This window comes from Paraburkholderia aspalathi (assembly GCF_905220735.1).
Lineage (GTDB): Bacteria > Pseudomonadota > Gammaproteobacteria > Burkholderiales > Burkholderiaceae > Paraburkholderia > Paraburkholderia aspalathi.
The window spans coordinates 1,907,692-1,931,182 of the sequence record NZ_CAJNBA010000001.1; the positions used below are offsets into that span (position 1 = coordinate 1,907,692).

A 23,491-nucleotide genomic window follows, 5' to 3' on the forward strand; every position below is an offset into this window, starting at 1 on the left:
GAAAACTGACAAAATATCGCTTCTATCCATCTAAGGAGTAGATGACGTGCTCGACACCGTCTCAATCAACCAACTTCACACCTTCGTCGCGGTGTGTGAGGAGATGAGCTTCACGGGCGCGGCCCGCCGGCTTCGGCGAGCCCAATCCGCCGTTAGCCACGCGATCTCCGCCTTGGAAACCGCGCTAGGCCTGGAACTCTTTCAGCGAGATGCCCGGAAGGCCGAGCTCACCGCTGCAGGACGGGGCCTTCTTCCTGACGCGCGAGCCGTGATTGCACGTATGGAAGAGATGAAGAACCGGGCGAAGTCGATGTCGGCGGAAGGCGTGCCGAGCCTCTCAATCGCCGTCGATACGTATTTCCCAAGGGGGCGCCTGATCGACTGCCTGCGTGCACTCGAACGCGAATCGCCAACGGCCGCCATTAGCCTGCGCATGGTCACCATGCAGGGTGGTGAGGCGCTGGTACTGGCAGGCAGCTGCTCGCTCGCGGTTACCGTTTCAGACGTGCCCGAGATCAAGAAAGGCGCGATCGAAAGGCACTGGCTTTGCGAAGTAGAGATGGTCACCGTGTGTGCGCCGACCCATCCGTTAGCGAATATCGAGCGGCCAATCTCCCTCGAACAATTTGGTCAGCATGTGCAGTTGGTGGTGACAGACAACCAGCCGGGTGCAGAGAAGATCCAGATGGGCGTAGCAGGAGAGCGCCAGTGGCTCGTCAACGACCTCGGCGCGAAACGTGACCTTCTGATTTCGGGGCTCAGCTGGGGCCACATGCCTGCGAACCTGGTCGCTGAAGACCTGGCTATCGGTCGTCTGGTCGAGCTTCGTCGCCGGGCATGGCACCTCCGCCCTCTTGTGTTTGTCCTCTCGCGCATGCGCGGCAGCGAGCTTTCTCCGTTTGAAGAGCGTGCCGTACAGCTTCTGGCGGATCGGGCGATGTCAGACTCTTCGCAATATCCTTGAGATCGGACATTCAGTCCCGCGCGCGGCCAAATTCGGCTTGAGCGCGTTCCAGTTCAGCGCCATAGGTCAGCGCCCAAGTTTGCACCCATTGGGGAGGTCGACATGAAGTTGGTGCCGGGATCTGTCAGGGCTTCACGAACCGATAGGCGAAGCGATCGGTCTCGCCCTTGATCGCAGGATCGAACACCTTGATCGAGTGCGGATCGTCCTTGTTCGCGAGCATGGTGCTTTCCGCGTCCAGTACGAAGCCGGCGGCCTCCACCTCCTCGCGAACGGACTCAGGCTCGATCCGATGCAGCGACTGGGCGTCGCTCGTGCCCTGCCCGACGGCGGCGGCGTGGTCCACGATGACGTAGTACCCGCCGGGCTTCAGCTGCTCGTAGACCACTCGATTGAAGTGGGCCGCCGTCGCGCCCCTGGCCTGCATCAGCGGTGTGTGGAGATCGTGATAGAACAGATGCAGCCAGAGGACATCTGCTGGTTGCGTGACCTTCGGCATCGCGATGAGATCCGCCGAGACGGCTTCCACGTTCTCTCGGCCCGGCTCCGTTGCAAGCGTCCGCATGCGGCCGACCGGATCGTTCTTGAAGTGGGCGACTTCGGCCGGTACGAAGCTGTAGACCCGTCCTTTGGGTCCCACGATGTCGGAGAAGAGACGGGTCCAGTCGCCGTCGCCTGGGTAAACGTCGATGACGGTGGAGCTCGCATCGACTTGTGCAAACCGGATCAACTCGGATAGCGTGGATTGGTCGTACATAGAGCTTTCCTTTACGGTTGGGTATTCGACGAGCGCGCGGCATGCGAGGGGCGATCCACGGCTGATCCACCGTCTATCCCGACCCGATGGCCGCAGATGGCCAGCGCTACGCCGGCCCGGACGTGTCCGTCTGCGAGGCCCGCGCCAGTGCTTGCGTGTCGATGTACTCCCGGATGCTCGTCAGTTTGCCGTCACGGACCGTGATGGCGAAGATCCAGTTGTCCTCGAACGTCTTGTTCGTGGCTTTGATCGTCCCCCTGGCGAAGCCGACGACAAGGACCCTGTCTCCTTGCGCTATGAACTCCCGGGGTTCCACGGACGTTTCTATCGACTTGGATGCGGTCTCAAGCAAATCCGCCAGCCCCGCGTGTCCGCGGCGCGTTCCGGCCAACGGCCAGTCCTCGCCCGGAATGATCCACTCGATGTCTTCGGCGGCCAGCGCCAGCAGATCCTTTCTGTCGCCGCGGCCGATCGCGGCGAAGAAGTCCTTCACGGTCTGGACGTTCTTATCGGTACTCATCGGATTTTCTCCATTTCTCTCGGATCGGGTCGCGCGCGAAGTGTCTCAATCAGGCTCGCCGTCAATATCCGTCGCCCCTAGCGGCCTGTCTTCGGTCACGTCGATCAAACGCCTCAACAAGCGCCCGGCCGATATTGCAGAAACGTGGTCCCACGACTGGCGCGGCTTGTGGGCCAGCCACGGGAGCGCGCCGGGGTCAGACCTGCGCCATGCCTCCATCGACGGCGAGATCCACACCCGTGATGTAGGAACTTTCATCGGAAGCGAGGAACGTGACTGCCGCCGCGATTTCCTCGGGCATGCCTCTGCGGCCCATCGGGATCTGCGCGGTGAACTGTGCAACTGCCTGCTCGGCCTGTTCAGCGGTAAGGCCTGTCGTCGTCGCCAAGGCCGGGGTGTCGATCGCTCCGGGACTCATGGCATTCACGCGGATCTTGCGGTCTTTCAATTCCATAGTCCAGCCGCGCGCGAAGTTGCGTACAGCCGCCTTACTCGCGGCGTAAGCAGTAAATCCCGGAAGCCCGAGCACGTTTGAGACCGAAGAGTTCAGGATGATCGAACCGCCGTCTCTGAAGAGGGGAAGGGCCTTCTGCACCGTAAAGAACATTCCCTTCACGTTCACGTCGAAGGTCTGGTCGAAATGGCCCTCTGTAGCTACCGCGAGCGGCGCGATTGTCCCTGCGCCCGCGTTCGCGAAGAGAACGTCAATGTGACCATGCTTCTCTTTCACCACGGCATAGAGCCGGTCCAGATCTTCCAGGCTCGACACGTCGCCCACGACCGTCGTAACGTTTCTCTCGATGGCGGCGGCGGCCTCCTGCAGCTCTTTCTCTCGCCGCCCGGTGATCACGACGTGCGCACCTTCTTCCACGAAGCGCCTGGCTGTGGCCAAGCCAATCCCGCTGCTTCCGCCCGTGATGACTGCAACCTTACCTTCCAATTTCTTCATGATCTTTCGCCTTTCGTTTGAGGTGTCAGCAGCGCCGCTGTTCCCATGGGTACAAAGGCGCTGTATCATTTGGACCACCGATCCAGATCCTGATTCGCGACATCCGGACCAGTGATCCAAATATACGGATCAGCGATCCGTTTGTCAAGGGACCCCATGCGAGCCGACGCCCAAAAAAATTACAGCCATCTACTTGCAGTCGCGCACGACGTTGTCGCCGAGCACGGTGTCGACGCGTCGATGCGAGATATCGCCCGCCGGGCTGGCGTCGGGTTGGCGACACTGCTGCGTCATTTCCCGACGCGAGAAGCCTTGTTCGACGCGTTGTTGTGTACGAATCTGGACGAACTGACGCGGAAGGCAGGCGAACTCGAAACGTCGAACTCACCTGACGAAGCGCTCGTGTCCTGGTTTCGCGAATGGATCGCATTTGCCCAAAGCTATAGGGGTGTTGTCGCCCTGATGGCGGCAGCTCATACCAACCCGGACTCCGCGCTTTACGCTTCATGCGCAGCCGTGCACTCAGCGAGCGCACGGCTGTTGCTGCGTGCCCAAGCCACGGGGACAGCACGTGCCGATATGAATGGGGACGACATGTTCGGCCTGATGGCAGCGCTCGGCTGGCTTGTTGATCTGCCCTCATTCGCGCCACGGGCAGATCATCTTGTTCACCTTATTACGAGCGCCATCCTGACAAATCGGCCCGGCAACGACGTCAAAAAGAAAGATGTCAAAAAGGCCATGCGCTGAATCAGATCGGCTTAGAAGGATTGCTGCGGGTCAGTCGAACTTGACTAAGTCCTTGAAGATCAGTTGACCCCAGCTATTGCCGCCTGCCAGGGCCTATTCGTCGCAAGTTCATAGCGAACCACGGCGAGAACATGATCGTCGACGTGGGTCTCCCGCAGCTCGGCATCGGTCGCGGCAAGCTTGCCAAGAGTTGATGCCAGGTCAGCAGCTCGAACTGCCGTGTATCGCTCAATCGCGCTAGTGAGCGTTTGGGGTACGAGGCCACGCGTGGCGACGAGGCACGGGAGCATCCGCTTCCAGTTCTCGATCCACACGCGAGAAGCAGCGATTTCAGCCGACGAAACTTCCCTGACCGTCGTAGAACACATTAAAGATGTCAACGTTGCGCCTATAAAGTCGCCAACTCGGCACTACGGATCGCCCTGCGATTCAAATCATGGCTGCTAGCGTTCGCCTTGAGCGCAGCGTGTGCCGGTTTCGTGGCATGCCTGAACCTGGTACTCGACAATCCGGAATATCCGCAACCGCCCTGGTTGATCTATTTACATGTGGCTTGTGCATTCATCGGCGCGCTGGCCATCACTCGTTTCATTCAGGGCATTCCCGCCGCACTGCAGGGACCGAGTTCACGGTCCACCGTCGCACAAACCTTTGTCGCCCACAACAGGGTGGCGGTCGTGAACATCGTCGTGCCAGGTAAGAGTGCATTCTTCTCGACGGTCCGGTGCGCCATGATTCTCTGCTTTGTGCTGTGCCTCATGGCACGCTTTCAATCGCGATTCCTCTGAAGAGCATCAACCGCACCGAAGCGTTCGCGCCGGCGCGAACTCTCCTTCTCTATTTCAAAGGGGCGTCGGCGCCCGATGTGGTGGTCTCAACAAATGCTGCCGGCATTTCCGCCAGGCCGTTCGCATATCAGCACTATCTGGATTCAGAAAACAGCCATCAGTCATTCAGCCAGCGTTATGGATCGCAGATCAGCACGGTCGGCATCACCGCACTATTTGCGCTTTGGTTTGGTTGGTCGATCTGGTTGATCCTCGCTGGTCGGAAGCGCGAAGTCGCAAATATGGTTCATGCAGTGACAGTAGTTGAGAACTTGATCCAAGGGCTCCCATCCCAGCCGATGTCGCCAGGGCAACAGCATGACTTCGCGAAAAATTTGGTTTTCGAGATCTGGAGCGCGGCATACCACCGGGCATGGCGCATCAGCAGACTTCTCTCGGTAGCACCTGATCGATCCAAGCTTTGAAACTGCGACGGTGATTGGGAACCGAGAGGTATGCTGGCTACGAAGTCAGAGTCATCCCTTTCACATAGCGGAGGAAGAAGGGGGGGGGAACTTAAGCATTTTGCCGATGCGAGGCGAGGAGACCCGGGAAGTCAGGCGACCACACACTGCGGGCGTCGCCCTCGCTCCGATCAAACAGTAATTGCGGCTATCGCCCTTTGGAGCTTTCAGCGTCTACGCGGCGTGGAGCTTAATTGAGGCGCTTACGCATCCCCTTGTCAGAAGCCGTTCCGTGAAGCTGAAGTCTGGGAGCAGATAAAGAGGCTCGGCGGAACCGACAGCAACCCCCTTAGAGCAGCACATCGATCGGATCGTTTGGGAACCTTACTGATTTTATGGTCAGCCGATCACGAAGATTAATACCGGTCCCTTGGAACTCAAGTTTCCAACTCAGCGGGCGGAAACACGTGGCAGGTTTTGTTTTTCTATGGCAGATACTTCCCGGACCGCCTCGCTGGTCTTCCCTGAAACGACGGGTTCTTCGATTTTGCGCGCTTTCGAACGACCACTTTCGGCATCGGCGCCGGTGCGCTCCGGGTCGATCAGAGCCGGTCGTCGTCGGGCTCAGTTCGGCCAGGAGCGGTCAGTTACCGTCGTTATTCAAATGACCGCAGCTGGGTCGGCAATGGACATTTATTCCGCAACATCCGGACCGGGCGCTAATGTCTCATACCAAATCAAGAACGATAACGAAGCGAGTCGATGACGACACGTACAGCGACCGGAAGTTGGCGTCGGTCGGGATAATAGAGGAAGCTTCCCGCTAGCGTGACAGACCATCCCTCTAACACTTGCGTCAATGTGCCTGACTTCAGGTGGGGTTGCACCTGTTCTTTGAGAACATAGGCGAGGCCGTTTCCCGCCAGGGCGGCATGGATAAGGATATCGCTGTCATTGGAGATAAAGACCGGATCGACTGGCACCTGGACGGATCGGCCCTCTCGCTCAAAGTCCCAGAAATGGAGGGCCTTCGAACTTGGTCGTTGATATCCCAGACATGCATGGCCGGCCACATCGTCCGGAGTGAGCGGCGCGGCATTGTTCTTCAGGTAAGAGGGCGATGCAACCACCGCGGTTCGGTAGTCTGCACCGATGCGAACTGCCACCATGTCCTTAGCCAATAGTTCGCCATTCCGGATGCCCATGTCGAAGCCAGCCGCGACGATGTTTGCCAAGGAATCATCTACCGACAATTCAACTACGACCTCAGGATAGTCGCGCCGAAGTTGTGTGAGCTTCGGCACGACGAACATAAGCGCTGCCGTGCGATGAACACTGATACGGACACGGCCTGCTGGCCGGCTTCGATTATCCGCAAGCGTCGTCAAGCCTGCCCCGATCTCGATGAAAGCGGGCCGCAACCGGCTCAACAGCTTTTCTCCCGCAGCGGTCGGTGCGACGTTTCTTGTGGTTCTATTGAGCAGCTTGACGCCGAGGCGCGCCTCCAGCAAGCGAATGGAATGACTGAGAGCAGAAGCGGAAACACCGAGCCGCGCGGCTGCACGCGTGAAGCTGGATTCCTCGGCGATGGTTGCAAAAGTTAGCAGATCGGCCAGATCCTCGCGGTTCATTGTTGAGTCTCACTCATGATTTCATACAAAATTATGTCACTAATCAACAAAGCCGACAGGCACTAGACTGCTGGAACTGATGACAGTCCGACGCAATAAGGCGTCGTACAGTGCGCAGGAGGATCGATGACAGCAAACATGATCGCAGTGGTGACGGGTGCGAGCAGAGGCGCCGGAAAGGGCATCGCGATCGCGCTTGGAGAAGCCGGGGCCACGGTCTATGTCACCGGGCGCAGTGCCACTGGGGGCGAAACGCCCTTCGGCGGTTCAGTAGATGAAACAGCCGAACTCGTGTCTCGCGCAGGCGGGACAGGAATAGGAGTTGTGCTCGATCACGCAGACGATCTGGCAGTGGCAGATTTCTTCGCCGACATCCATCGTCAACACGGCCGTCTCGATATCCTCGTGAACAACGCTGCAAAGGTTGGTGCACCCGCTCAAGGCGGCTTCTGGCAGAAGCCGTTGGATACGGCCGATGTGATTACTGTCGGCCTGCGCTCGCACTACGTGGCTAGCTACTATGCTGCGCCGCTTCTGATTGCCAATGGCCGTGGGTTGATTGTCAACACCGGACACTACGGTGCCGTCAGCTACCATCAGAACCCGGCCTACGGCGCCCAAAAGGCAGGTGCGGACAAAATGGCGGCCGATATGGCGAAGGAGCTACGGCCATACAATGTCGCCGTGGTTTCCGTCTGGATGGGCGGTTTAGATACCGAACGTGCTCGCGCCTATCTCGCTACGCTCCTCGAAGACAAGCGCCCCAAACAAAAGCGCGAGTCTCCACAATTTACAGGCCGCACTATCGCCGCGCTCTATGAATTTGAGTCCATGATGGCACTTTCAGGCAGGGCGCTGATCGGCGCGGAGATCGGCGCAACACTCGGGGTGACCGACATCGACGGTAGCCGGCCACTCTCTGATCGCTACGCGATGGGTGGCCCGCCTGAGTTACATCGTTCCCTTACCATTTAAGCCGTCCTGCCATATACAAATCTGAACACACGCGAAGCGTGTCGGATGAAACCGTGCGATGTCGGCTTTTGTCCGGGCAACGGCCATTCGTGATCGTAGCCTACAGGGCGGCTGTGGGTCGAACCCAGTCGCTCGCCATCCGGCTGAGTTCGGCCTTGGATTCAACCGGTCGCCGGCTCGCGAATTTCAGGCTGCGAACGCCACTTGCGTGAGGCAGACAGCGGCCATCAGCGGACCTTCGACAACCACACCAGAATCGTCGACAATTTGCGTGCTCAACGTCAGAGGCAACCGGGAAGAGAATCATGGACTGCAAGTCTGCCGTATTCGCTGTGGGGCTGCTTTTTGCCGGTGTTGGTCCGATTCAAGCCCAAAACGAGGTCACGTCGTCAGATCCAACGGCGGTCAGGCCAATTCACACAGCCCCTATGGTTCCACCCGCGATGAGTCAAGAGGGTAGGGATGCCTTATGTACCATCTTCAATCGCATAAGTGTCGCGACGAAATCTTTGGAACCTGGGAGCGACTCTCCACCAGTAATCGGCTATAGCGTCCATGTTGACAGTAGTGGGCAGGTTACGAAAGTGATGAAGAACGCGCGTGCTGAAGATTCCGATTTTGATAACGCTGTCAGGCACGCTCTCGTAGGTTACAACGTGTCTCAACGCCCCGATGGCTTTCCATATGTTGTGACTATCGGGTTCGACGGAGAAGGGCACCTCGATGACAGCTACCATCTGGGAGACTGCCTTATCGCGCACTGACAAGCTTGGCAAACAGCGAGTGTGCAGGTCCAAAGGAGTCTCGCTAAAGCGCATCGGGCCGCGATCTGCCAGGAACGGCCTTTCATTGGTGCCCAATGATTATCGCAGGAATGGCGGTTTTCGATCCGTGAGCCGACGCCCTTGATTAATCGGTTTTTCGAGCGCTACCCGTGCGACGACAAATATCTGATTGACACAAGATAGACCGATTAGTATCTTTGCGTACGCAATCAGGCCATCACATGACCTTTATGTGACGCTATTTCGTCATGTCGTCGTGAAGCGCTTCATCACCCGCTAATGGCGCCGGCATGGCTTCCCATTTTCAAAACGGAAATACCACGCCGATGATATTCTTGTCCATCCGCCGTCTTGCGTTCGGTGTCGCCGTCATGCTGTCCTTGACCGCACTGGGCGGCTGCGCGGTGCCCTCATCCAAGACGCAGTCCGAGCGTGAAGCCGAGGTGGCTGCACACGAAAAAGCCGCCGCGGAATCTGGCAATGTGATGGCCGAGTATCTTTACGCCTCGCACCTCGTAGGTCAGAACGACCTCGCCGGGGCCTTCGTCTATTTCCTGAAAGCCGCGCAGGCCGGCGATGCTTTGGCACAAGCAAAAGTCGCCGGGTACTACTACTACGGAAGTGGTGGCGTAACCAAAGACTATGCCGCCGCCGCGTCATGGATGCGGAAATCCGCCGAACAAGGCAACGACCGCGCGCAATTTTCGCTGTCTACCATGTATGCGGAGGGGGTAGGCGTGCCGAAGGACAAGGCCAAGCAGATTGAATGGTTGGAGAAGGCGGCCTGGCAGTACAACCGCGATGCGCTTAACGCCCTTACTCGCGTGGGCGATCCTCACGGAGTCGTGCAAAAGGTAGAAGCGAACAGAGACGCGTTCCTCCGGGCATCGAACGCGAACGTTCAGGCCGAACGACTCCAGCAGGCGGTACAGCAGCAGAATTCACAACCGGCGCCGCAGCGGCTGTGCCCGGTGACTATGGGTAGTGTTACCGGCCTGGCACCGTGCTGAGAGATCAGGCCGCCGGCAAAGCTGAGAATATGGCGTCCACCGAGGACACGCAAATGGCCGTTGGACTCCGGAAGCGGACTTTCAAGTAAAGCTGGCTCCAATGGCGGTAGAGGGTCGACAAGACTCAGTTGAGTTTCTTGAAAACGACCGTTCGTAGACGAAGATGTGTGTCCCTTCGATTAACGGCTATCGCTGAGTGCCAGCCGTCCAGCGGCGACAAAGAAAACGGGCCGAAAGTGGATCGCGCATCCAGCGTTAAAAAACACGGGATGCGCGATCGATGCTCAATGATCGTCGTCAGCCGCGCACATACGGTTATGGTCTTGGCCGCGACCGTGACCGTTGCCGCGCGTGTCGTCATCCACTCCGGGCAGGCGCTGCGCGACATAGGCCGGCAAGTCGCTCGGATCCCACGCGAACACGAAGAACTGATTCGGGTTCGCGATACCGGCCGGATGATTGGAATCGGTTATCGTCCCGATAAAATCGTTATCGTTCGCAATGAACAGCGTGTGCTTTTTCACGCCGCCGACCATGACATCGGGACCGAACGCGAGGCCTTCGAGCTTCGCCGGTATATCGTTGGCGCTGAGACCGTGTGCATTTAGCGTGGTGACGACATCGAGGAACAGGGCCTTCTGGACCGCGTAGGGTGCGAGCCCCGCCTGACTGCTTGCGTTGCTCACATCCTGGGCGCCCGTCAGGTCAATGTGAAACACCTTCTTGAACACTGCCGTCGAATTGTCGCCAAGACCCTTGCCGTCGCGTTCGTCCATCAGCAGTTCGTGATCGTTGACGGCGACCACGTCGCTGATGGTCGGGTACTTCGGCTTGGCTGCCGTGCCGATGTTCGTTAGCGGATACGCAAATTGCGTCATCTTGCCGCTGCGTATATCGATTTTCACGATGCGCGTATAAGCGCCGTCCGTGCCGCCATCCTGGATCAGCGGGCTTTGCATCGCGCCGAACAACGTCTTTCCGTCGGGCGAGATCGCCAGGCCTTCCATGCCCTTGTTCGCCACGCGGCCGGAGGTGTTGAGCGTGATTTCATCGCTACCGAGAGGGCTGAGCGTCGAGACCGCGAACGTATCCGGCAGCTTGTAAGTGTCGATGCGGCGTCCACTGCGGCGATCGAACCGGTAAACGTACGGACCGTATTCATCGGAGATGAATACGGTCTCGCCGTCATTGCTCACGCGCACACTTTCCGGGTCGAAGCGCGCGTTGCGATCATTCGTCGACAAGCGTGAAGGGTCAAAGTTGTCCGAGCGGCCCGAGAAGTAATGCGTGTGATTGCGGCGGTTAAGCGTTGGGGCGCCATCGGGGACGCCGGCAGCCGCGCCCGTTCCGTAGACCAGTGGTTCGGAGGCGTGGAGCAGGGTGGTATCGAGGAGTTTAGGTGTCAGCGTGTACGGCAGTGCTGCGCTCGCCGACGCCGGTTTCAGGCGCAGGCTCAAGGTCTGGAAGCGGTTGATGTACGACGCGGTATCGTCGATCGCGGCGTTGTACGACACGGCATTCGGGCCGCGGTCCGGAACAGCCACGAACGTTTGGCACCCCGCGTAAGCGATGCCCGAACCCAGGCCGCCGAGCAGATTGCCCGCTACACCGTTTTCCAGCGGCGCAGCCGTTTCCTTCGATAAATCGCCGGTCAGACCGCTCAGTTGGCCCATCGCAATGAGATCCACGCCCGCATACGCCGTAGTTGTAAATATGAGCGACGACGCAATCGCCGTCAGAGCCAGCAGTCTTGAACGTGACACGGTGTTTTTCCTTGAGTGGGATTGGTTCTTGTCGAGCGCGTATGGCGCTGAGTCTTGTCCTCGCTTGTCTTGCTCGCCCGGATGTTTGCATCGGACGAGGACGGACTCGCGCGCAGATCGTCGGCCATTTGAAGGCTGCCGGTAATACTGCGTGAGGGTTGTGACCGATTGATGACGCTAATTAGTTGGATCGGCCGGACGCTCAGATTGGCCAGTCTTGTGCCGCTTGCGCTAGAAACCGGGCCCTATTGCTCGCTGTACCTTGCTGGCTCAGGAGAAACGTCGGAGCCAATTCCCGGAGCGCGCCGGCTGCCTTTCTGTGTTACCTGAAGGGTTTGAGTGCTCACTGGCCGACAATCGCGAAGAGCGGTCTACTGTCGCGGGAATGAGAATATTGGGTGCCTCGTACAGACAGATCCACTCGGATCTACCGCGTTCTAGCGGATCTGTTTCGTGTATCCAGTTGAAGCCACAGTGCTTGCAGCGATAGCGATGTAGAACAACCGGCGGTCGGCCGAAGGGGCGAAGAATTGCTGGGTTGCGATATGTCAGCAGCCCATCGTGGGAACCGTCTGAATCGCCAACCAACAATTTCTGGCACGCTTCGCAGGGCATGGTTTCCTGAAGCCGACCGGGGTGAGCATCGAAGGTAGCACGTTCGCGAAGAAAGGAAAGAACGTTTGGGCGAAAAAATACCCGCTTTGTGGCGGGCTCAATTCATATCAATGGAGACATGGAGGAGACGTAACGAGTACAAACCCTTGGGGCTCGATTGCAATCGCACAACTATGCGCTCTATCTGGCAACCAGTGTCGATGGCATAGCTGCCTGCAATCTGTTCAGCCGTCCGGCGGTGCTGGCGAAGTCGTTCCCCGCTGGCGATTGTAGGTCGAAACTATGACGAGCCTGACGGGACCTTCGAGTGCTTAGGCGGTGCCTAAGCGCGATTCGGCAATCCGCTTCAGATCATCGGGAGTTGAAGCAGATTCAGCCAACCGCCCGAGCAGCTCCGTGGCCCTGTTTTCGTCTTTAGGCCCACCATCGCCAAGCGTCAAACTCACCGCCAGGTTAAGTATTGACCTGGGGAGCCCTCGCGAGGCCAGAGCCTCAAGGAGGTGACGAGCCACTTCGGGTTCTCGCTTTCGGTTGCCGCTTAGCAACTCATCAGCAATCGATTCTACAAACCTCAGCGAGCTTTCGTTTTCCGTTCTGTGTATGCCAGTCATGAGCGCTTGTTCGAAGTGGCCAACGGGACGGTCCGCGGCGTGAGCCAATGTGCTCAGCGCCTCCTGAAAACTCAGATCTTCCTTTGAGCCGGCAAACGGCGCTTCTGTCGGGTTCGGGCCCTCTTCGTGCGCATGTGCGGACGACGGTTGCCACCATCGAACAAATTCGTCGGCGGATTCACCGTGAAGATCAACTGACGATGCGAGCAATTGCGACGCCTGATATACGCGTCTCTCGGTTAGTGTCACGCTGTCACACGCCTCGTCGAGCGCGGAAGCCGCTTTGCTGCCCAGGTCGCGGTGGAGGTCGGTCCAGTCTCTATAGCCGAAGACTTCGGAGGTTACCTGTCGCGCCTGGGATTCCTTTAGCGAAAGGCGGAATTTAAGCCGATTGGCGGCCCGCGTCGGGATAGACGCGTTCTGGAAGTAGATACGCATGGCTTCGGTCCGAGTATCCGTGCCGATGAGCCTCCACAGCCGGCACGGAATCGAAAAGAACTGTGAGGCGGCGCAGGGGGCGTGACGCCCCATCAGAAAAAATACCGTTGGTTTCTCAAGTAGTCAATCCCATGCAAAGAGGTCGGTATTCTGCGCGATAACACAACCTTTCACTTCCAAGCAGACCCGCTCCGCGACAAATTGATTGACTCTCTGGACAAGCAAGATAGTGGGGTCTGGATTCGCGGTCTGAACAAGCAACTGGAAGCCTTCCTGATACGGGCACTACCGATCAAAGAGACCATGGATAAACGGGCGAGGAACGGGCCGCCGAAGGTTCCTCTCAGCATGAAGCTGGGCACTCTGCTTCAGTGGGGCAAAAAAATAGGCATCACGCAGTGTCAGTGCGCCGCACCGTAGCACGTGAATGTCCGCTCAGGACAAATCCCACAGACCGCTCAGGGTCGACTTCAGTCCTCCGCGTTCTCCGAGAGCAGTCATTCAACCGGTTGCGATCAGATGGAGGTCCACCGTCCCTTAGGCCGATGAACCTACATCAACCGCCAAGTTCGGACACTGACGAACCCCAGATACGCCTACGCGCTCACTATCACCGCAGAGCCAACCAACCGCCCGCGTCCTCTACGGCCTCCGAGTTCACGCCAACCCGCCAACCGCCGCCGCCGACGATGCCTTATCCAATCGGCCAAACGCAAACACTTAGCCTGCCTGGTTGATCGCTACGCGGCTGCCTTCATTTATAATCATCAAGCCGTTGGGAAACACCCGGCGGTCAGGTGTGGAAGCCTGAAGTCAGAAACCGCACACCCGCTCGCGCGGGTCGTGCGTCTACCCCTGCACGTCTGTTGTTTTCAATGGGCGGGCTGTGGTGGGGGAGCCGCGAGGCTCGCCGGCATGTTTCTGATCCGGTCTTCCAAACCCGCCACGTGCCCGCTCACCCACTTCCCCAAGCAAGCGAGTGTCGGGCGATCAAAGAAGTACCAGGGAGGTCGCACCATGAGCAACAAACCTACAAAACAATCTCAACCCGTGTCACGCCCGCCAGTCGACGCGCTCCAGTACGAAAAGCTCGCGCTTTCCACCTTCGCCCTCTGTAACCGGCAGTTGAGCCAACTCAACACATTGATCACACTTGCGTCCTCGATGTGTAGGAATCCTGCCATCACGAGCGACGAAAGACGACGCCAGCAGACCATGCTTGAATTGCTCGTCGACACAGCAGAGCAATATCATCGCGAGCTCGAATGTGACCGTGAGCTATACCAGGTGATCGCGCTCGATGCGAAGGGCATCCCTCAAAGCCGCATCACCGCGAGCCGTGCAGCGCGCCTTCTCGCAGAGGCGTCACAAATAGCGACGACGGAAACACCGGCAGCCACGAAGCCGAGCCCGGCCAAACAAACGTCAGCCAAATCCGCGACAAACGAAGAAGATGACGCGGACGAACAGCCGGCTCCCGTGCACCACTAACCACCGAGAAAGGCGGACGGCTTCAGTTGGCCGACTGCCGTCCAATGCTCAGCCGCCCGAAAGCGGGCGGCTCTTCCAACCTTGCATCCAACCCGTTCTAACCGCCGAATTTCGCCGCGTACACCTGACTCGCCCAATCCACGAAAGCACGGACCCTCGGAGCGAGCTGCCGGTGCTGGGGATAGAGAATATTGATAGGTAAGCCCGGACTCTCCCAGTCCTGCAGGACCTCGACAAGACGACCATCGGCAAGCTCGTCCTCCACGTGGAAGCGGGGCAACTGAATCAGACCCGCCCCGCGCAACGCGCAGACGACATAATTCTCAGCGTCGCCCACCGAGATCCATCTACGCAGCTTGAATTCAGTGATCTTCCGCTCGATGCGCAGTTCGATCGCATAGGAGGACTCGCTCGTCTGAGAAAAGAAGCCGACGGCTTCATGCGAGGCCAGATCAGCCGGTACCGCGGGCATACCCCATCGCTCAAGATAGGCGGGGCTCGCGCAAATGATCTGCGGCACGACGGCCACGGGCCGCGCAATCAGCGACGAGTCGCGCGGACGCCCCCCACGGATCACGCAATCGACACCTTCGCGCACGAGATCGACGAGGCGATCGCCGCTACTCACCACCAGCTCGATACCCGGATAGCGTGCCCGAAACTCGTCGATGCGCGGCAACACGATGCGTGTGGCGTGCGTGCCATGCAGGTCCAGCCTCAATACGCCACGCGGGTTGCTAGTCTGATGCGAGAACGACGACTCCGCATCGTCGATCTCGCCCAGGATGCGCACGCAGCGCTCGTAAAAAGCCTGGCCGTCGAGTGTCGGCCGCACGTGCCGCGTCGTTCGTTCCAGCAGCCGTGTGCCGAGCCGCGCCTCAAGTGCCTTGATGGCATAGGTCGCCGTCGCGCGCGGGATGTCCACCATGCTCGCGCCTTTGGTGAAACTGCCCTGCTCGACGATCCGGACGAACAACTGCAGCGTGTCAAAACGATCCATATCCGCCGATCTCGATTAGTTATTCCCATTGAATAGTCATGGCAATTTACCACCATTTATCCAGGTGCTCTGGGTGGGAATAATCGCTCTCAAGGCAGTCGGCCACCTGACGGTCACCCTGTAAAGGAGCAGAAATGGAAACTGTTTCTTCACGCGTGGCTATCCAGGTGCCGAAAACCGACACCTCGTTTTCAAACCCCAATCAAGGAGTTTTTCATGCCATTTGCCAATTACAAGTTTCCGCAAGGCACGCTCGATGCCGCGAAAAAAGAAGAAATCATCCATCGCACGACGGCCATGTTCGTCGAGTACTTCGGGGAGGGCGTCCGTCCTTACTCGATGGTTCTCGTGGATGAGGTCGCCGACGGTGGTTGGGGGCGCGCCGACGAAACCCTGACGATGGAGAAGATGGGTATCCCGCGGAACTGATGTCCACACGGGTGCGAGGATGACCGCCTTGCACCCATTCAATCGCAAGTCAAACGGTCAAGTGTTGAAGCCTGCAATACTGAACCCTGAACCGCCCGAAAGCGGGCGGTTCTTCCATCAGCGGATAGCGCAAAGAGATGGACTAAGACAGAAGGAGCAAAGACTTACTGTCCCACGAGCGGCGCAACGCCACCGGCATGCGCGGCCTCTGCGCCGTCGTGATGCGCGCCGGCCGTCGCCGTCGAACCCGTTTGCCCCTGCACACGCGCAAGGCTCAACCGGAACTGCTTGCACCCCAACCACAACAACCCTGCAGCCAGCAGCGTGGCAACAAGATTAACAATCGACATCGAATCACCAACCGCTTTCGGCGCACCGAACACCTTGTCAGTCAGCAACGCGACGAGCGTCGTACCGATGCCAAGTGCGATGAGATTGGAGACCAGCAGAAACACCGCTGAAATCTGCGCACGCATCTGGTTCGGTGCGAGCGTCTGCATCGCGGCGGTCGACGTGGGCATCGGGAACGAAGCGAAGAACATCGCAACGACCAGCAGCGCAAGCGACGCGTTCAGACTATCGACCTGTGTGAAAGCAACGGCCGGCACCAGCATCCCAACCGCGCCGATGAACCCCGCCAGCATCGGGCCGTCCGTACGGCCTTTCTTCATGAGCCAGTCGTTGAGCCACCCGCCGCAGAACACGCCGATGGTGTTCGCGACCAGCAGGATCGTGCCGAGCGTGTAACCGGCTTCAGCCGGCGTGAGTCCGAAGTGGCGGATATAGAACGCGGGCGTCCAGCTCATCAGGCAGAACAGCGTCATCGCATAGAACGAGAAGCCGAGGTAGTGGCAGGCGAACGTCTTGCCATGCGTACCGATGAAGCGCAGCGAGTCGCCCATCGACACGCGCTTTGCCTGGCCGGCGCCATCCCGCACGAGTCCTCGACGCGCCGGATCGCGCACGGTGAGGATAAACAGCAGCGCGACGAGAAAACCCGGCAATCCGACGATAAAGAACGTGAGTTGCCACGAACGCACGTCGCCGAGAAGCGGCACGCTGATTGTCGTCATCTGCTTGAGCAGATGGATCACGTATCCGCCGATCAGAAATGCCATTCCGCCGCCGATGAATGAACCCAGCGAGTACACGCCCACCGCGCGTCCCAGTTTCTCCTTCGGAAAGTAGTCGCTCAACATCGAATACGTTCCGGGCGACAGCGCGGCTTCGCCCACGCCGACACTCATGCGGGAAAGGAACATGTGGATGAAGTTCTGGCTGACGCCGCAGGCCGCGGTGGCGAGGCTCCATAACGCAATGCCTGTCGCGATGATGCGAGGGCGGGCGAAGCGGTCGGCAAGATAGGCGAGCGGCATGCCCATCACCGCGTAGAAGAGCGAAAACGCGAAGCCTTGCAGCAGGCTGAACTGCGTGTCGGTCAGATGCAGATCCTTTTTGATCGGCTCGATCATCAACGCGAGAACCTGTCGGTCGACGAAGGAAAACACATACGCAAGCATGCAGATCAGGACCACGTACCACTCGTACGTATAGCGCCTGCGTGCAGGGTTATTGCTCGTTGATACGGCCATGCCGGTTCTCCTGTGCCTGATATTCGACGAAGTTGCGATGAGGTTTCAATGAGGTTGCGAAGCAGCGTATGTAAACAAATTTCCGAAACATATACGCAAGGTCTGCGCACACACGGCGAGATTCCCCTGGGTCACTAAAGTTTTCCCCAGGAGGCGGCCGGAAAGGCTTGTCCCATAAGGCTCAAGAGGCCGTGGTACGGTGCGCGGCCCACCTCATTCGCACTGTCTATAAGTGTTATATGTGCGCATTCATCGACGCTCGAAATTGGTGTTCCTAGACTCGCTTCGTTTTCCGCTCCATCAAACGAAAGGCTTTGGAGAAGACGGAAAACACGAGCGTCGCGACGGCAAATCCGCGCGGCAGTTAGAACCAGACTTTCGCCGGGACTAAGGGAATGACCAAACGGATGTGGTGCGTGTCGCTGCTGAGCCTCGCAGCGGCACCCGCGCTTGCGCAATCGAGCGTGACTTTGTACGGACGGATCGACACGTCGATCGAATACGCGAATTTCGGCCCCAACCACGTGGTGCGGATGGGCAGCGGCGATATCTTCGCGACGCAATTCGGCTTGAAGGGCAGTGAAGATCTTGGCGGCGGTTATCGCGCGATCTTCAAGCTCGAAAACGGCTTCAATTCGGCTAACGGTACGCTCGGCAACAACGGCGCGCTGTTCGGACGCGAAGCGTGGGTCGGGCTGTCGGGTCCGTTTGGCGCGATGCAGGCGGGCGTCAATTACACAGTCCTGCATACCTCGTTCGTGACCTACAGCTTGCCGGGCGACGGCGCCGGCCTCGCATGGGGCAATGCGGCGAATAACTTCGTCGGGCCGACCTTTCTGCGCGTGAACAACTCGATACGCTATTCCTCGCCTCGTATAGGCGGCGTGCTGGTGCGGGCTATCGCCGCGCGCGGAGCGAACGGTGCATCGAACGTTCCTTCGACGCTGGGCGATACGTATGGCGCCTCGGTTAACTACGTGAACGGCAGTCTGTCGATCGACGCCGACTACATGCAGCAGACCTTCAGTCCGGCGAGTGCGGCGGCACTGAACGCGAAAAGTCCGACGGCCGCCGGCAATTACGCGCTTGGGGCAATCTCGTACGATTTCGGCTTCATCAAACCGGCTTTCATCTATCTACGGCATCGCGGCGGGCCGGACGTCACGACGAGCGTGAACGCCGCCAGTTCGAATCCGCACAACGATCTGTTCGAACTCGACGCCACCGTGCCGGTGGGCCGTTCGCTGGTGTTGCTGAGCTACGGTCATTACCGGAAAGTGGCCGACAGCGCAGGCAATGCAGATTCGTTTGGCGTGCGCTGCGACTATCCGCTTTCGAAGCGCACCGTGCTCTATACGGGCGCAGCGATGATCCGCAACGGCGCGCACGCGAACTTCACGGTCAATGGCGCGGCGGGTGGCGGGGTATCGGTGGCGAAGGCTGGCGCGACTGCAAGCTCGGTGGTGGCTGGCATCATGACGGCCTTCTAGGCGGCCGATCAAGCTGACCCGCTGGTGAAGCGGCGGGTCGCTCCCGACGCGTTCAGACGCTACGTACGCCTTCCGGATTGAGATCGAGCGGCGCGCTGAGCCAGCTGTCGAAAGGCTCACGGGCGCCGATCCGGAACAGCTCCATGAGCACACCGCGCAACCACCGGTGGCCGGGATCGGTATCGAAACGGCGATGCCAGTAGGCGTTCACGGGCCACGTGAGCGCATCTTCGAGTTCGAACACGGCCGATTCACCGAGCGTGGAGAACGCGCGCGCAACGGTGCGGGGCAGAATCAGCGCGTAATCGCAGCGGCTCAGGATAGCCGGCACCACCATGAAGTTCGGCACGGCAATCCGCACGCGCGAGGTGAGCCCATAGCGCTCGAGCAGTTCGACCGATTGCGGGTGAGAAGTGACCGCGATGAAGTGCAGCCCTGCGGGCACGTTCGCATTCAGCGTATAGCCTTCCCGCAGTTCGAACTGCTCCGCCACGCGCCGCGCCATCAGCAACACATAACGCTCCTGCAGCAGTTCGCTATGGTGAAAGTGGCTCGACGCATGCGGAAAATGCCCGAGCGCAAAGTCGATGCGGCCCGATTCGAGCGCGACATTGAACTGGCTGTCGTCGATCTGATGGGTTTCGATCACCACACCGGGCGCTCGCGTATCGAGTTCGCGCATTAGCGTCGGCAGAAACGCGGCTTCGGCGAAGTCGCTCATATGCAGGCGGAACACACGGCGCGACGTGGCCGCGCGGAACTGCGCGCCTTCGTCGAGCATGTCCTGGAGAATCTCCAGCACGCGATCGATGGAAATCGCGAGGCGCTGCGCACGCGGCGTTGCTTCGACACCGCCGGGCGTACGCACGAACAGCGCGTCGCGAAACACGAGCCGCAGGCGGGCAAGCGCATGGCTCACGGAAGGCTGCGTGATCCCCAGCCGCAACGCCGCGCGGCCGACGTTTTTCTCGATGTACACCGCGTGAAATGCCTTCAGCAGATTTAGATCGAGGTCTCGCACACGCGGAGCCCCGGCGGTCTCTGCGAAGGACAACGGGTCATGTTCGTGCGAAACGGAATCGGCGGAAGCGGTCGGATCAGCGGAGTTGGCGGGATCGGTCTGCATGGGAGTCAGTTGCGCACCATGCGCTTCGCGGTGGCCGATGGCAGGCAGCCGAAGCGCCGCGCGTACGCCTTGGCGAAATGCCCAAAGCTGTGCACGCCGTGCTCGATGAAAATATCGGTCACCGAGCGTTCAGACTGCGTCTGTAGTGCGCGGTGCACGGCTTCGAGTCTCCGTTCGCGGATATAGCCCCCGGGCGACGTATTGAGGAACTGGCTGAAACCGTTCTGTAGCGTGCGCGTCGAAACACCGGCGGCGCGCGCCAGGGCGTCCATCCGCAGCGGCTCGTCGAGGTGGGCGTCGATATAGTCGCGCGCGCGGCGCACATGGACCGGCAGTGGCGACGAGGAGGCACGGGCCAGCGTCGCGCTGTACGAATGCGGCAGCTGGCTGAGCAGAACCGTCATCAGCCACTGCGTCAGATCGCGGCCGAAGATCCGTTCCTGCGCGGGCTCGTCGAACTGATCGCACAGATTGCACAGGTAGCGCAGGGTCGACAAAAAAACCGTGGTGCCCGTGTGTGCATTGTCGAAAGCGAGATCGAACACGAGCGGTTGTTTGACGCTGTCGTTCAACATCTCGGCAAGCTTGACCTCGAGCGCCTGGCGGTCGATCCGCAAGAGCAGGTTACGGCATTCGCGGTCCGTGACGATGCGGCTCATGCGCGCGGGCGATGACACGCTCAGGCTCCCGGCCCGCAGCGAAACGCGTTCGCCGCCTGATTCAAGTGCGCATTGGCCGCTGAGCGTGGTGCGAAACAGGTAGTGATTGCCGATGTCGCCGGCATCGATGTGGGTTTCGCTGCCGTAGTGGAGTTCGAGGAGCATCGCCTGATGCAGCGCGACGCCGTATAGCTCGGCGTTGAGCGGGCCACGGTGAGGGACTTCCATCCGGTGCGGACAGAGCACCTGTGAGACTTCCCGCTCGATATCCTCGCGGGCGTGCGATGCGATCAGACGGTTACGGTTTCTGCGTGAAATCGCGATTTCCATTCATGGGCCTCGAAGCGGGGAGCGGGCAGCGCGCTCATCATGCGATGGCCATTTTTTTCGCGCAAGAACGGATCGACCCGGATAGCGAGATTGTTCAGCAGGCGCGCGACGGCGTTCTCATTGAGTTGCCGGATTTGAATGCGGCTTGCGCGCGGTGAAGCGTCTTTGTGCCGGCGACCCCGTAGTCTGATGATCATCGAACAAGGAGAAGTGTGATGAATGTCAGCGTACTGGGCGGGGGGCATGGCTGCTATGCGGCCGTGATCGACATGCTGGAAAAAGGCCATAACGTGACGTGGTGGCGCCGCGATACGGTCGCCGCGGCGCGGCTGCGCGAACTCGGCGCGCTCAAGGTCAAGGACTTTCGCGGCGAGCGGCGGGTGCCGATCGGCGCGCAGCCAGGCGCGATACGTCTCGTCGACGATCTGGCGGAAGCGGTGGAGGGCGCAGCGCTCATCGTGATTCCGTTGCCTTCAACGACGCACGAAGCGCTGGCGGCTCAACTGGCACCATTTCTCGCGGACCATCAGGTGGTGTTCCTGCCGCCCGGCACGTTCGGCAGCTATGTGTTCGCGAAGGCGATGCACGAGGCGGGCAACGCGCACGAGGTGGCCTTCGCGGAGACCGGCACGTTGCCGTACCTCGCACGCAAACATGGCGAGGACAATGTGGTGGTGAGCGCATACGCTACGCGCCTGCCGAGCGGCGTCTTTCCCGCACGGTTTGCGACGTGGGCGGTTCCGGTGCTGCAGCAGGCCTATCCGTCGGTCGAACCGATCGAGGATGCGTTGAGCGGCGCCCTGATGAACGCCGGACCGGTGATCCACCCGCCATTGATCATGATGAACGCCGGACCACTCGAGCACTTCGACGCCTGGGACATCCACAACGAAGGCACGCAACCGTCGATCCGCCGCGTGACGAGTGTGCTCGACGCCGAACGTATGGCGGTACGCGAGGCCCTCGGCTACGGCGCGCCGCATTTTCCGCTCGCCGACCACTATGCGAGCGAGGGCGACGAGTGGATGTACGGCCGCGGCGCGCACGGCAAGCTGACCGATAGCGGCGACTGGCGCGAGGACATCGATCTGAAGACGCACCGCTATATGCTCGAAGATACGCGGCTCGGTTTGTCGTTTCTTGTTTCGGCGGGACGCTGGGCTGGCGTGCCGACGCCCGTCGCCGAAGGTCTGCTGAATCTGGCGAGCGCGGTGTCGGAGCGCGACCTGTACGGCGAAGGCCGCACGCTCGAGCGGCTGGGCCTTGCGTCGCTTTCGCGCGAGGCGATGACGGCCTTGCTCGAACGGGGTTTCGGCCAATGAGCGCCGCCGTCGACATCCAGCACGTTCATATCCTCGGTGCAGGGCGGATGGGGCAGGGCATCGCGCTTGCCTTCGCTTATGCCGGCTTGCGCGTGACGCTGATCGACTTCAAGGAGCGCGACCCGGCAGCCCGTAGCGCTTTTGCGACGGCCGCGCGTGGCGAGATCGTGCGACAGTTGCAGACGCTGGTGGTGTTGGGCCGCATCAGCGAGGCGCAGGCTGCGGAGACGATGGCGCGCATCGTCATCGTGGATTGTGAGCGCGCGCGGGAAGAGCTTGCCGAAGGCGAGATCGTCTTCGAGGCCGTCCCGGAAGTGATGGAGGCCAAGCAGGTCGCGTTCGCATGGCTATGCGAACACGCCGGGGCGGACGTGTTGTTTGCATCGACCACGTCGACGTTTCTTGTGACCGAGCTTCAGCAGGTGGTCGTGCATCCCGGGCGGCTTCTCAACGCGCACTGGCTCAACCCGGCTCACTTGATGCCGCTTGTTGAAGTCAGTCGTAGCGATGCCACGGCCGCAGCGACCGTTGAGCGCGTGGTCGCCTTGTTGCGCCGGGTCGGCAAAGTGCCGGTGGTGTGCGCGCCGTCGGCGGGATACATCGTGCCGCGCATCCAGGCGCTGGCGATGAACGAGGCCGCGCGCATGGTCGAGGAGGGCGTTGCCAGCGCGGAAGACATTGATACGGCTATCCGTACCGGTTTCGGTCTGCGGTTTTCCGTGCTGGGTCTGCTCGAATTTATCGACTGGGGCGGCTGCGACATTCTCTACTATGCGTCGCACTATCTGGCGCGGGCGATCGATCCGCGCTTCCTGCCCGCCACGATCGTCAGCGACAACATGCGTGAAGGCCACGATGGTCTGCGCGATGCGCGTGGCTTCTACGATTACGCGGATGTCGATGTGCCGGCGTATCTGCACAAACGGCTCGGTGAATTCAGCAGCTTGCTCGACAACACGGGACTCGCGCCTGTGTTTAATGCCGCGTTGAAAAGCTGAACGGCGTCTGCGAAGAAAGTTCGTTGAGGGCGAAACGGTGTGGACGCCCCTCATG

Annotated in this window: 21 protein-coding genes; 11 read left to right on the forward strand and 10 right to left on the reverse strand. The window is 59.8% G+C overall.

Annotation, left to right across the window (positions count from 1 at the left end; translation table 11 throughout):
* Positions 1-46 precede the first annotated feature (46 nt).
* Complete coding sequence (locus KHO30_RS08485) at positions 47-964, forward strand: LysR family transcriptional regulator (RefSeq protein WP_211700558.1); 918 nt, start codon at positions 47-49, stop codon at positions 962-964.
* Positions 965-1,088: 124 nt separating this feature from the next.
* Here KHO30_RS08485 and KHO30_RS08490 read toward each other — a convergent pair whose 3' ends face one another.
* From KHO30_RS08490 to KHO30_RS08500, 3 genes are all read right to left on the reverse strand, one after another.
* Complete coding sequence (locus KHO30_RS08490; protein ID WP_211700559.1) at positions 1,089-1,721, reverse strand: class I SAM-dependent methyltransferase; 633 nt, start codon at positions 1,719-1,721, stop codon at positions 1,089-1,091.
* 106 nt (positions 1,722-1,827) lie between these two features.
* Positions 1,828-2,241 carry a nuclear transport factor 2 family protein gene (locus KHO30_RS08495; protein ID WP_211700560.1) on the reverse strand — a complete coding sequence of 138 codons (414 nt, stop codon included), beginning with the start codon at positions 2,239-2,241 and terminating at the stop codon, positions 1,828-1,830.
* Between the two features lie 196 nt (positions 2,242-2,437).
* Positions 2,438-3,190 carry an SDR family NAD(P)-dependent oxidoreductase gene (locus tag KHO30_RS08500; RefSeq protein ID WP_083086790.1) on the reverse strand — a complete coding sequence of 251 codons (753 nt, stop codon included), beginning with the start codon at positions 3,188-3,190 and terminating at the stop codon, positions 2,438-2,440.
* Between the two features lie 156 nt (positions 3,191-3,346).
* Here KHO30_RS08500 and KHO30_RS08505 point away from each other — a divergent pair, with 156 nt between their 5' ends.
* Both KHO30_RS08505 and KHO30_RS08510 read left to right on the forward strand, forming a co-directional pair.
* Positions 3,347-3,940: a TetR/AcrR family transcriptional regulator gene (locus KHO30_RS08505; RefSeq protein ID WP_122152105.1), complete on the forward strand. Its 594-nt coding sequence runs from the start codon at positions 3,347-3,349 to the stop codon at positions 3,938-3,940.
* A gap of 724 nt (positions 3,941-4,664) precedes the next feature.
* On the forward strand, positions 4,665-5,192 hold the full coding sequence (locus KHO30_RS08510) for a hypothetical protein (protein WP_211700561.1): 528 nt from the start codon (positions 4,665-4,667) through the stop codon (positions 5,190-5,192).
* A gap of 716 nt (positions 5,193-5,908) precedes the next feature.
* Here KHO30_RS08510 and KHO30_RS08515 read toward each other — a convergent pair.
* A complete protein-coding gene (locus tag KHO30_RS08515; RefSeq protein WP_093645171.1) occupies positions 5,909-6,802 on the reverse strand; it encodes a LysR family transcriptional regulator in 894 nt (297 codons plus the stop codon).
* 126 nt (positions 6,803-6,928) lie between these two features.
* Here KHO30_RS08515 and KHO30_RS08520 point away from each other — a divergent pair, with 126 nt between their 5' ends.
* Complete coding sequence (locus KHO30_RS08520; protein ID WP_200654328.1) at positions 6,929-7,777, forward strand: SDR family NAD(P)-dependent oxidoreductase; 849 nt, start codon at positions 6,929-6,931, stop codon at positions 7,775-7,777.
* A gap of 1,075 nt (positions 7,778-8,852) precedes the next feature.
* Positions 8,853-9,572 carry a tetratricopeptide repeat protein gene (locus KHO30_RS08525; protein WP_093645165.1) on the forward strand — a complete coding sequence of 240 codons (720 nt, stop codon included), beginning with the start codon at positions 8,853-8,855 and terminating at the stop codon, positions 9,570-9,572.
* Between the two features lie 284 nt (positions 9,573-9,856).
* On the opposite strand, the gene KHO30_RS08530 is transcribed toward KHO30_RS08525, so the two are convergent.
* Positions 9,857-11,335: an esterase-like activity of phytase family protein gene (locus KHO30_RS08530; protein ID WP_211700562.1), complete on the reverse strand. Its 1,479-nt coding sequence runs from the start codon at positions 11,333-11,335 to the stop codon at positions 9,857-9,859.
* Positions 11,336-12,261: 926 nt separating this feature from the next.
* Positions 12,262-12,999 (reverse strand): SEL1-like repeat protein, encoded by a 738-nt coding sequence (locus KHO30_RS08535; protein WP_200620411.1) that lies wholly within the window; start codon positions 12,997-12,999, stop codon positions 12,262-12,264.
* A gap of 1,017 nt (positions 13,000-14,016) precedes the next feature.
* On the opposite strand from KHO30_RS08535, the gene KHO30_RS08540 reads away from it, so the two are divergent.
* Positions 14,017-14,490 carry a hypothetical protein gene (locus tag KHO30_RS08540; protein WP_211700563.1) on the forward strand — a complete coding sequence of 158 codons (474 nt, stop codon included), beginning with the start codon at positions 14,017-14,019 and terminating at the stop codon, positions 14,488-14,490.
* 97 nt (positions 14,491-14,587) lie between these two features.
* On the opposite strand, the gene KHO30_RS08545 is transcribed toward KHO30_RS08540, so the two are convergent.
* A complete protein-coding gene (locus KHO30_RS08545) occupies positions 14,588-15,490 on the reverse strand; it encodes a LysR family transcriptional regulator (protein ID WP_211700564.1) in 903 nt (300 codons plus the stop codon).
* Positions 15,491-15,706: 216 nt separating this feature from the next.
* On the opposite strand from KHO30_RS08545, the gene KHO30_RS08550 reads away from it, so the two are divergent.
* Complete coding sequence (locus KHO30_RS08550) at positions 15,707-15,919, forward strand: tautomerase family protein (protein ID WP_200620408.1); 213 nt, start codon at positions 15,707-15,709, stop codon at positions 15,917-15,919.
* A 164-nt stretch (positions 15,920-16,083) separates the two neighbouring features.
* Here KHO30_RS08550 and KHO30_RS08555 read toward each other — a convergent pair whose 3' ends face one another.
* The gene (locus KHO30_RS08555; protein ID WP_211700565.1) at positions 16,084-17,511 is read right to left on the reverse strand and encodes a spinster family MFS transporter; all 1,428 of its coding nucleotides are present in this window, start codon (positions 17,509-17,511) and stop codon (positions 16,084-16,086) included.
* A 395-nt stretch (positions 17,512-17,906) separates the two neighbouring features.
* Here KHO30_RS08555 and KHO30_RS08560 point away from each other — a divergent pair, with 395 nt between their 5' ends.
* Positions 17,907-19,001 carry a porin gene (locus KHO30_RS08560; RefSeq protein WP_093645141.1) on the forward strand — a complete coding sequence of 365 codons (1,095 nt, stop codon included), beginning with the start codon at positions 17,907-17,909 and terminating at the stop codon, positions 18,999-19,001.
* 52 nt (positions 19,002-19,053) lie between these two features.
* Here the strand turns inward: KHO30_RS08560 and KHO30_RS08565 are convergent, their stop codons facing one another.
* Together KHO30_RS08565 and KHO30_RS08570 are read right to left on the reverse strand one after the other, a co-directional pair.
* Positions 19,054-20,127, reverse strand: a complete 1,074-nt coding sequence (locus KHO30_RS08565; protein WP_093645139.1) for a LysR family transcriptional regulator — start codon at positions 20,125-20,127, stop codon at positions 19,054-19,056.
* A gap of 5 nt (positions 20,128-20,132) precedes the next feature.
* A complete protein-coding gene (locus KHO30_RS08570) occupies positions 20,133-21,116 on the reverse strand; it encodes an AraC family transcriptional regulator (protein WP_093645137.1) in 984 nt (327 codons plus the stop codon).
* Between the two features lie 2 nt (positions 21,117-21,118).
* Here KHO30_RS08570 and KHO30_RS08575 point away from each other — a divergent pair, with 2 nt between their 5' ends.
* From KHO30_RS08575 to KHO30_RS08585, 3 genes are read left to right on the forward strand one after another with little or no spacing between them, the layout of a single operon-like run.
* On the forward strand, positions 21,119-21,274 hold the full coding sequence (locus tag KHO30_RS08575) for a hypothetical protein (protein WP_200653972.1): 156 nt from the start codon (positions 21,119-21,121) through the stop codon (positions 21,272-21,274).
* A 57-nt stretch (positions 21,275-21,331) separates the two neighbouring features.
* Positions 21,332-22,438 carry an NAD/NADP-dependent octopine/nopaline dehydrogenase family protein gene (locus KHO30_RS08580; protein ID WP_211700566.1) on the forward strand — a complete coding sequence of 369 codons (1,107 nt, stop codon included), beginning with the start codon at positions 21,332-21,334 and terminating at the stop codon, positions 22,436-22,438.
* Positions 22,435-23,436 (forward strand): 3-hydroxybutyryl-CoA dehydrogenase, encoded by a 1,002-nt coding sequence (locus tag KHO30_RS08585; RefSeq protein ID WP_211700567.1) that lies wholly within the window; start codon positions 22,435-22,437, stop codon positions 23,434-23,436. Before KHO30_RS08580 ends, KHO30_RS08585 begins: the two co-directional genes overlap by 4 nt.
* The last annotated feature ends 55 nt before the right edge of the window (positions 23,437-23,491 follow it).

Excerpts from the sequence above, each read along its gene's own strand:
- KHO30_RS08490 (WP_211700559.1), bottom strand. The coding sequence starts at position 1,721 with ATGTACGACCAATCCACGCTATCCGAGTTGATCCGGTTTGCACAAGTC.
- KHO30_RS08495 (WP_211700560.1), bottom strand. The coding sequence starts at position 2,241 with ATGAGTACCGATAAGAACGTCCAGACCGTGAAGGACTTCTTCGCCGCG.
- KHO30_RS08500 (WP_083086790.1), bottom strand. The coding sequence starts at position 3,190 with ATGAAGAAATTGGAAGGTAAGGTTGCAGTCATCACGGGCGGAAGCAGC.
- KHO30_RS08505 (WP_122152105.1), top strand. The coding sequence starts at position 3,347 with ATGCGAGCCGACGCCCAAAAAAATTACAGCCATCTACTTGCAGTCGCG.
- KHO30_RS08515 (WP_093645171.1), bottom strand. The coding sequence starts at position 6,802 with ATGAACCGCGAGGATCTGGCCGATCTGCTAACTTTTGCAACCATCGCC.
- KHO30_RS08520 (WP_200654328.1), top strand. The coding sequence starts at position 6,929 with ATGACAGCAAACATGATCGCAGTGGTGACGGGTGCGAGCAGAGGCGCC.
- KHO30_RS08525 (WP_093645165.1), top strand. The coding sequence starts at position 8,853 with ATGGCTTCCCATTTTCAAAACGGAAATACCACGCCGATGATATTCTTG.
- KHO30_RS08535 (WP_200620411.1), bottom strand. The coding sequence starts at position 12,999 with ATGCGTATCTACTTCCAGAACGCGTCTATCCCGACGCGGGCCGCCAAT.
- KHO30_RS08540 (WP_211700563.1), top strand. The coding sequence starts at position 14,017 with ATGAGCAACAAACCTACAAAACAATCTCAACCCGTGTCACGCCCGCCA.
- KHO30_RS08545 (WP_211700564.1), bottom strand. The coding sequence starts at position 15,490 with ATGGATCGTTTTGACACGCTGCAGTTGTTCGTCCGGATCGTCGAGCAG.
- KHO30_RS08550 (WP_200620408.1), top strand. The coding sequence starts at position 15,707 with ATGCCATTTGCCAATTACAAGTTTCCGCAAGGCACGCTCGATGCCGCG.
- KHO30_RS08555 (WP_211700565.1), bottom strand. The coding sequence starts at position 17,511 with ATGGCCGTATCAACGAGCAATAACCCTGCACGCAGGCGCTATACGTAC.
- KHO30_RS08560 (WP_093645141.1), top strand. The coding sequence starts at position 17,907 with ATGACCAAACGGATGTGGTGCGTGTCGCTGCTGAGCCTCGCAGCGGCA.
- KHO30_RS08565 (WP_093645139.1), bottom strand. The coding sequence starts at position 20,127 with ATGCAGACCGATCCCGCCAACTCCGCTGATCCGACCGCTTCCGCCGAT.
- KHO30_RS08570 (WP_093645137.1), bottom strand. The coding sequence starts at position 21,116 with ATGGAAATCGCGATTTCACGCAGAAACCGTAACCGTCTGATCGCATCG.
- KHO30_RS08575 (WP_200653972.1), top strand. The coding sequence starts at position 21,119 with ATGGGCCTCGAAGCGGGGAGCGGGCAGCGCGCTCATCATGCGATGGCC.
- KHO30_RS08580 (WP_211700566.1), top strand. The coding sequence starts at position 21,332 with ATGAATGTCAGCGTACTGGGCGGGGGGCATGGCTGCTATGCGGCCGTG.
- KHO30_RS08585 (WP_211700567.1), top strand. The coding sequence starts at position 22,435 with ATGAGCGCCGCCGTCGACATCCAGCACGTTCATATCCTCGGTGCAGGG.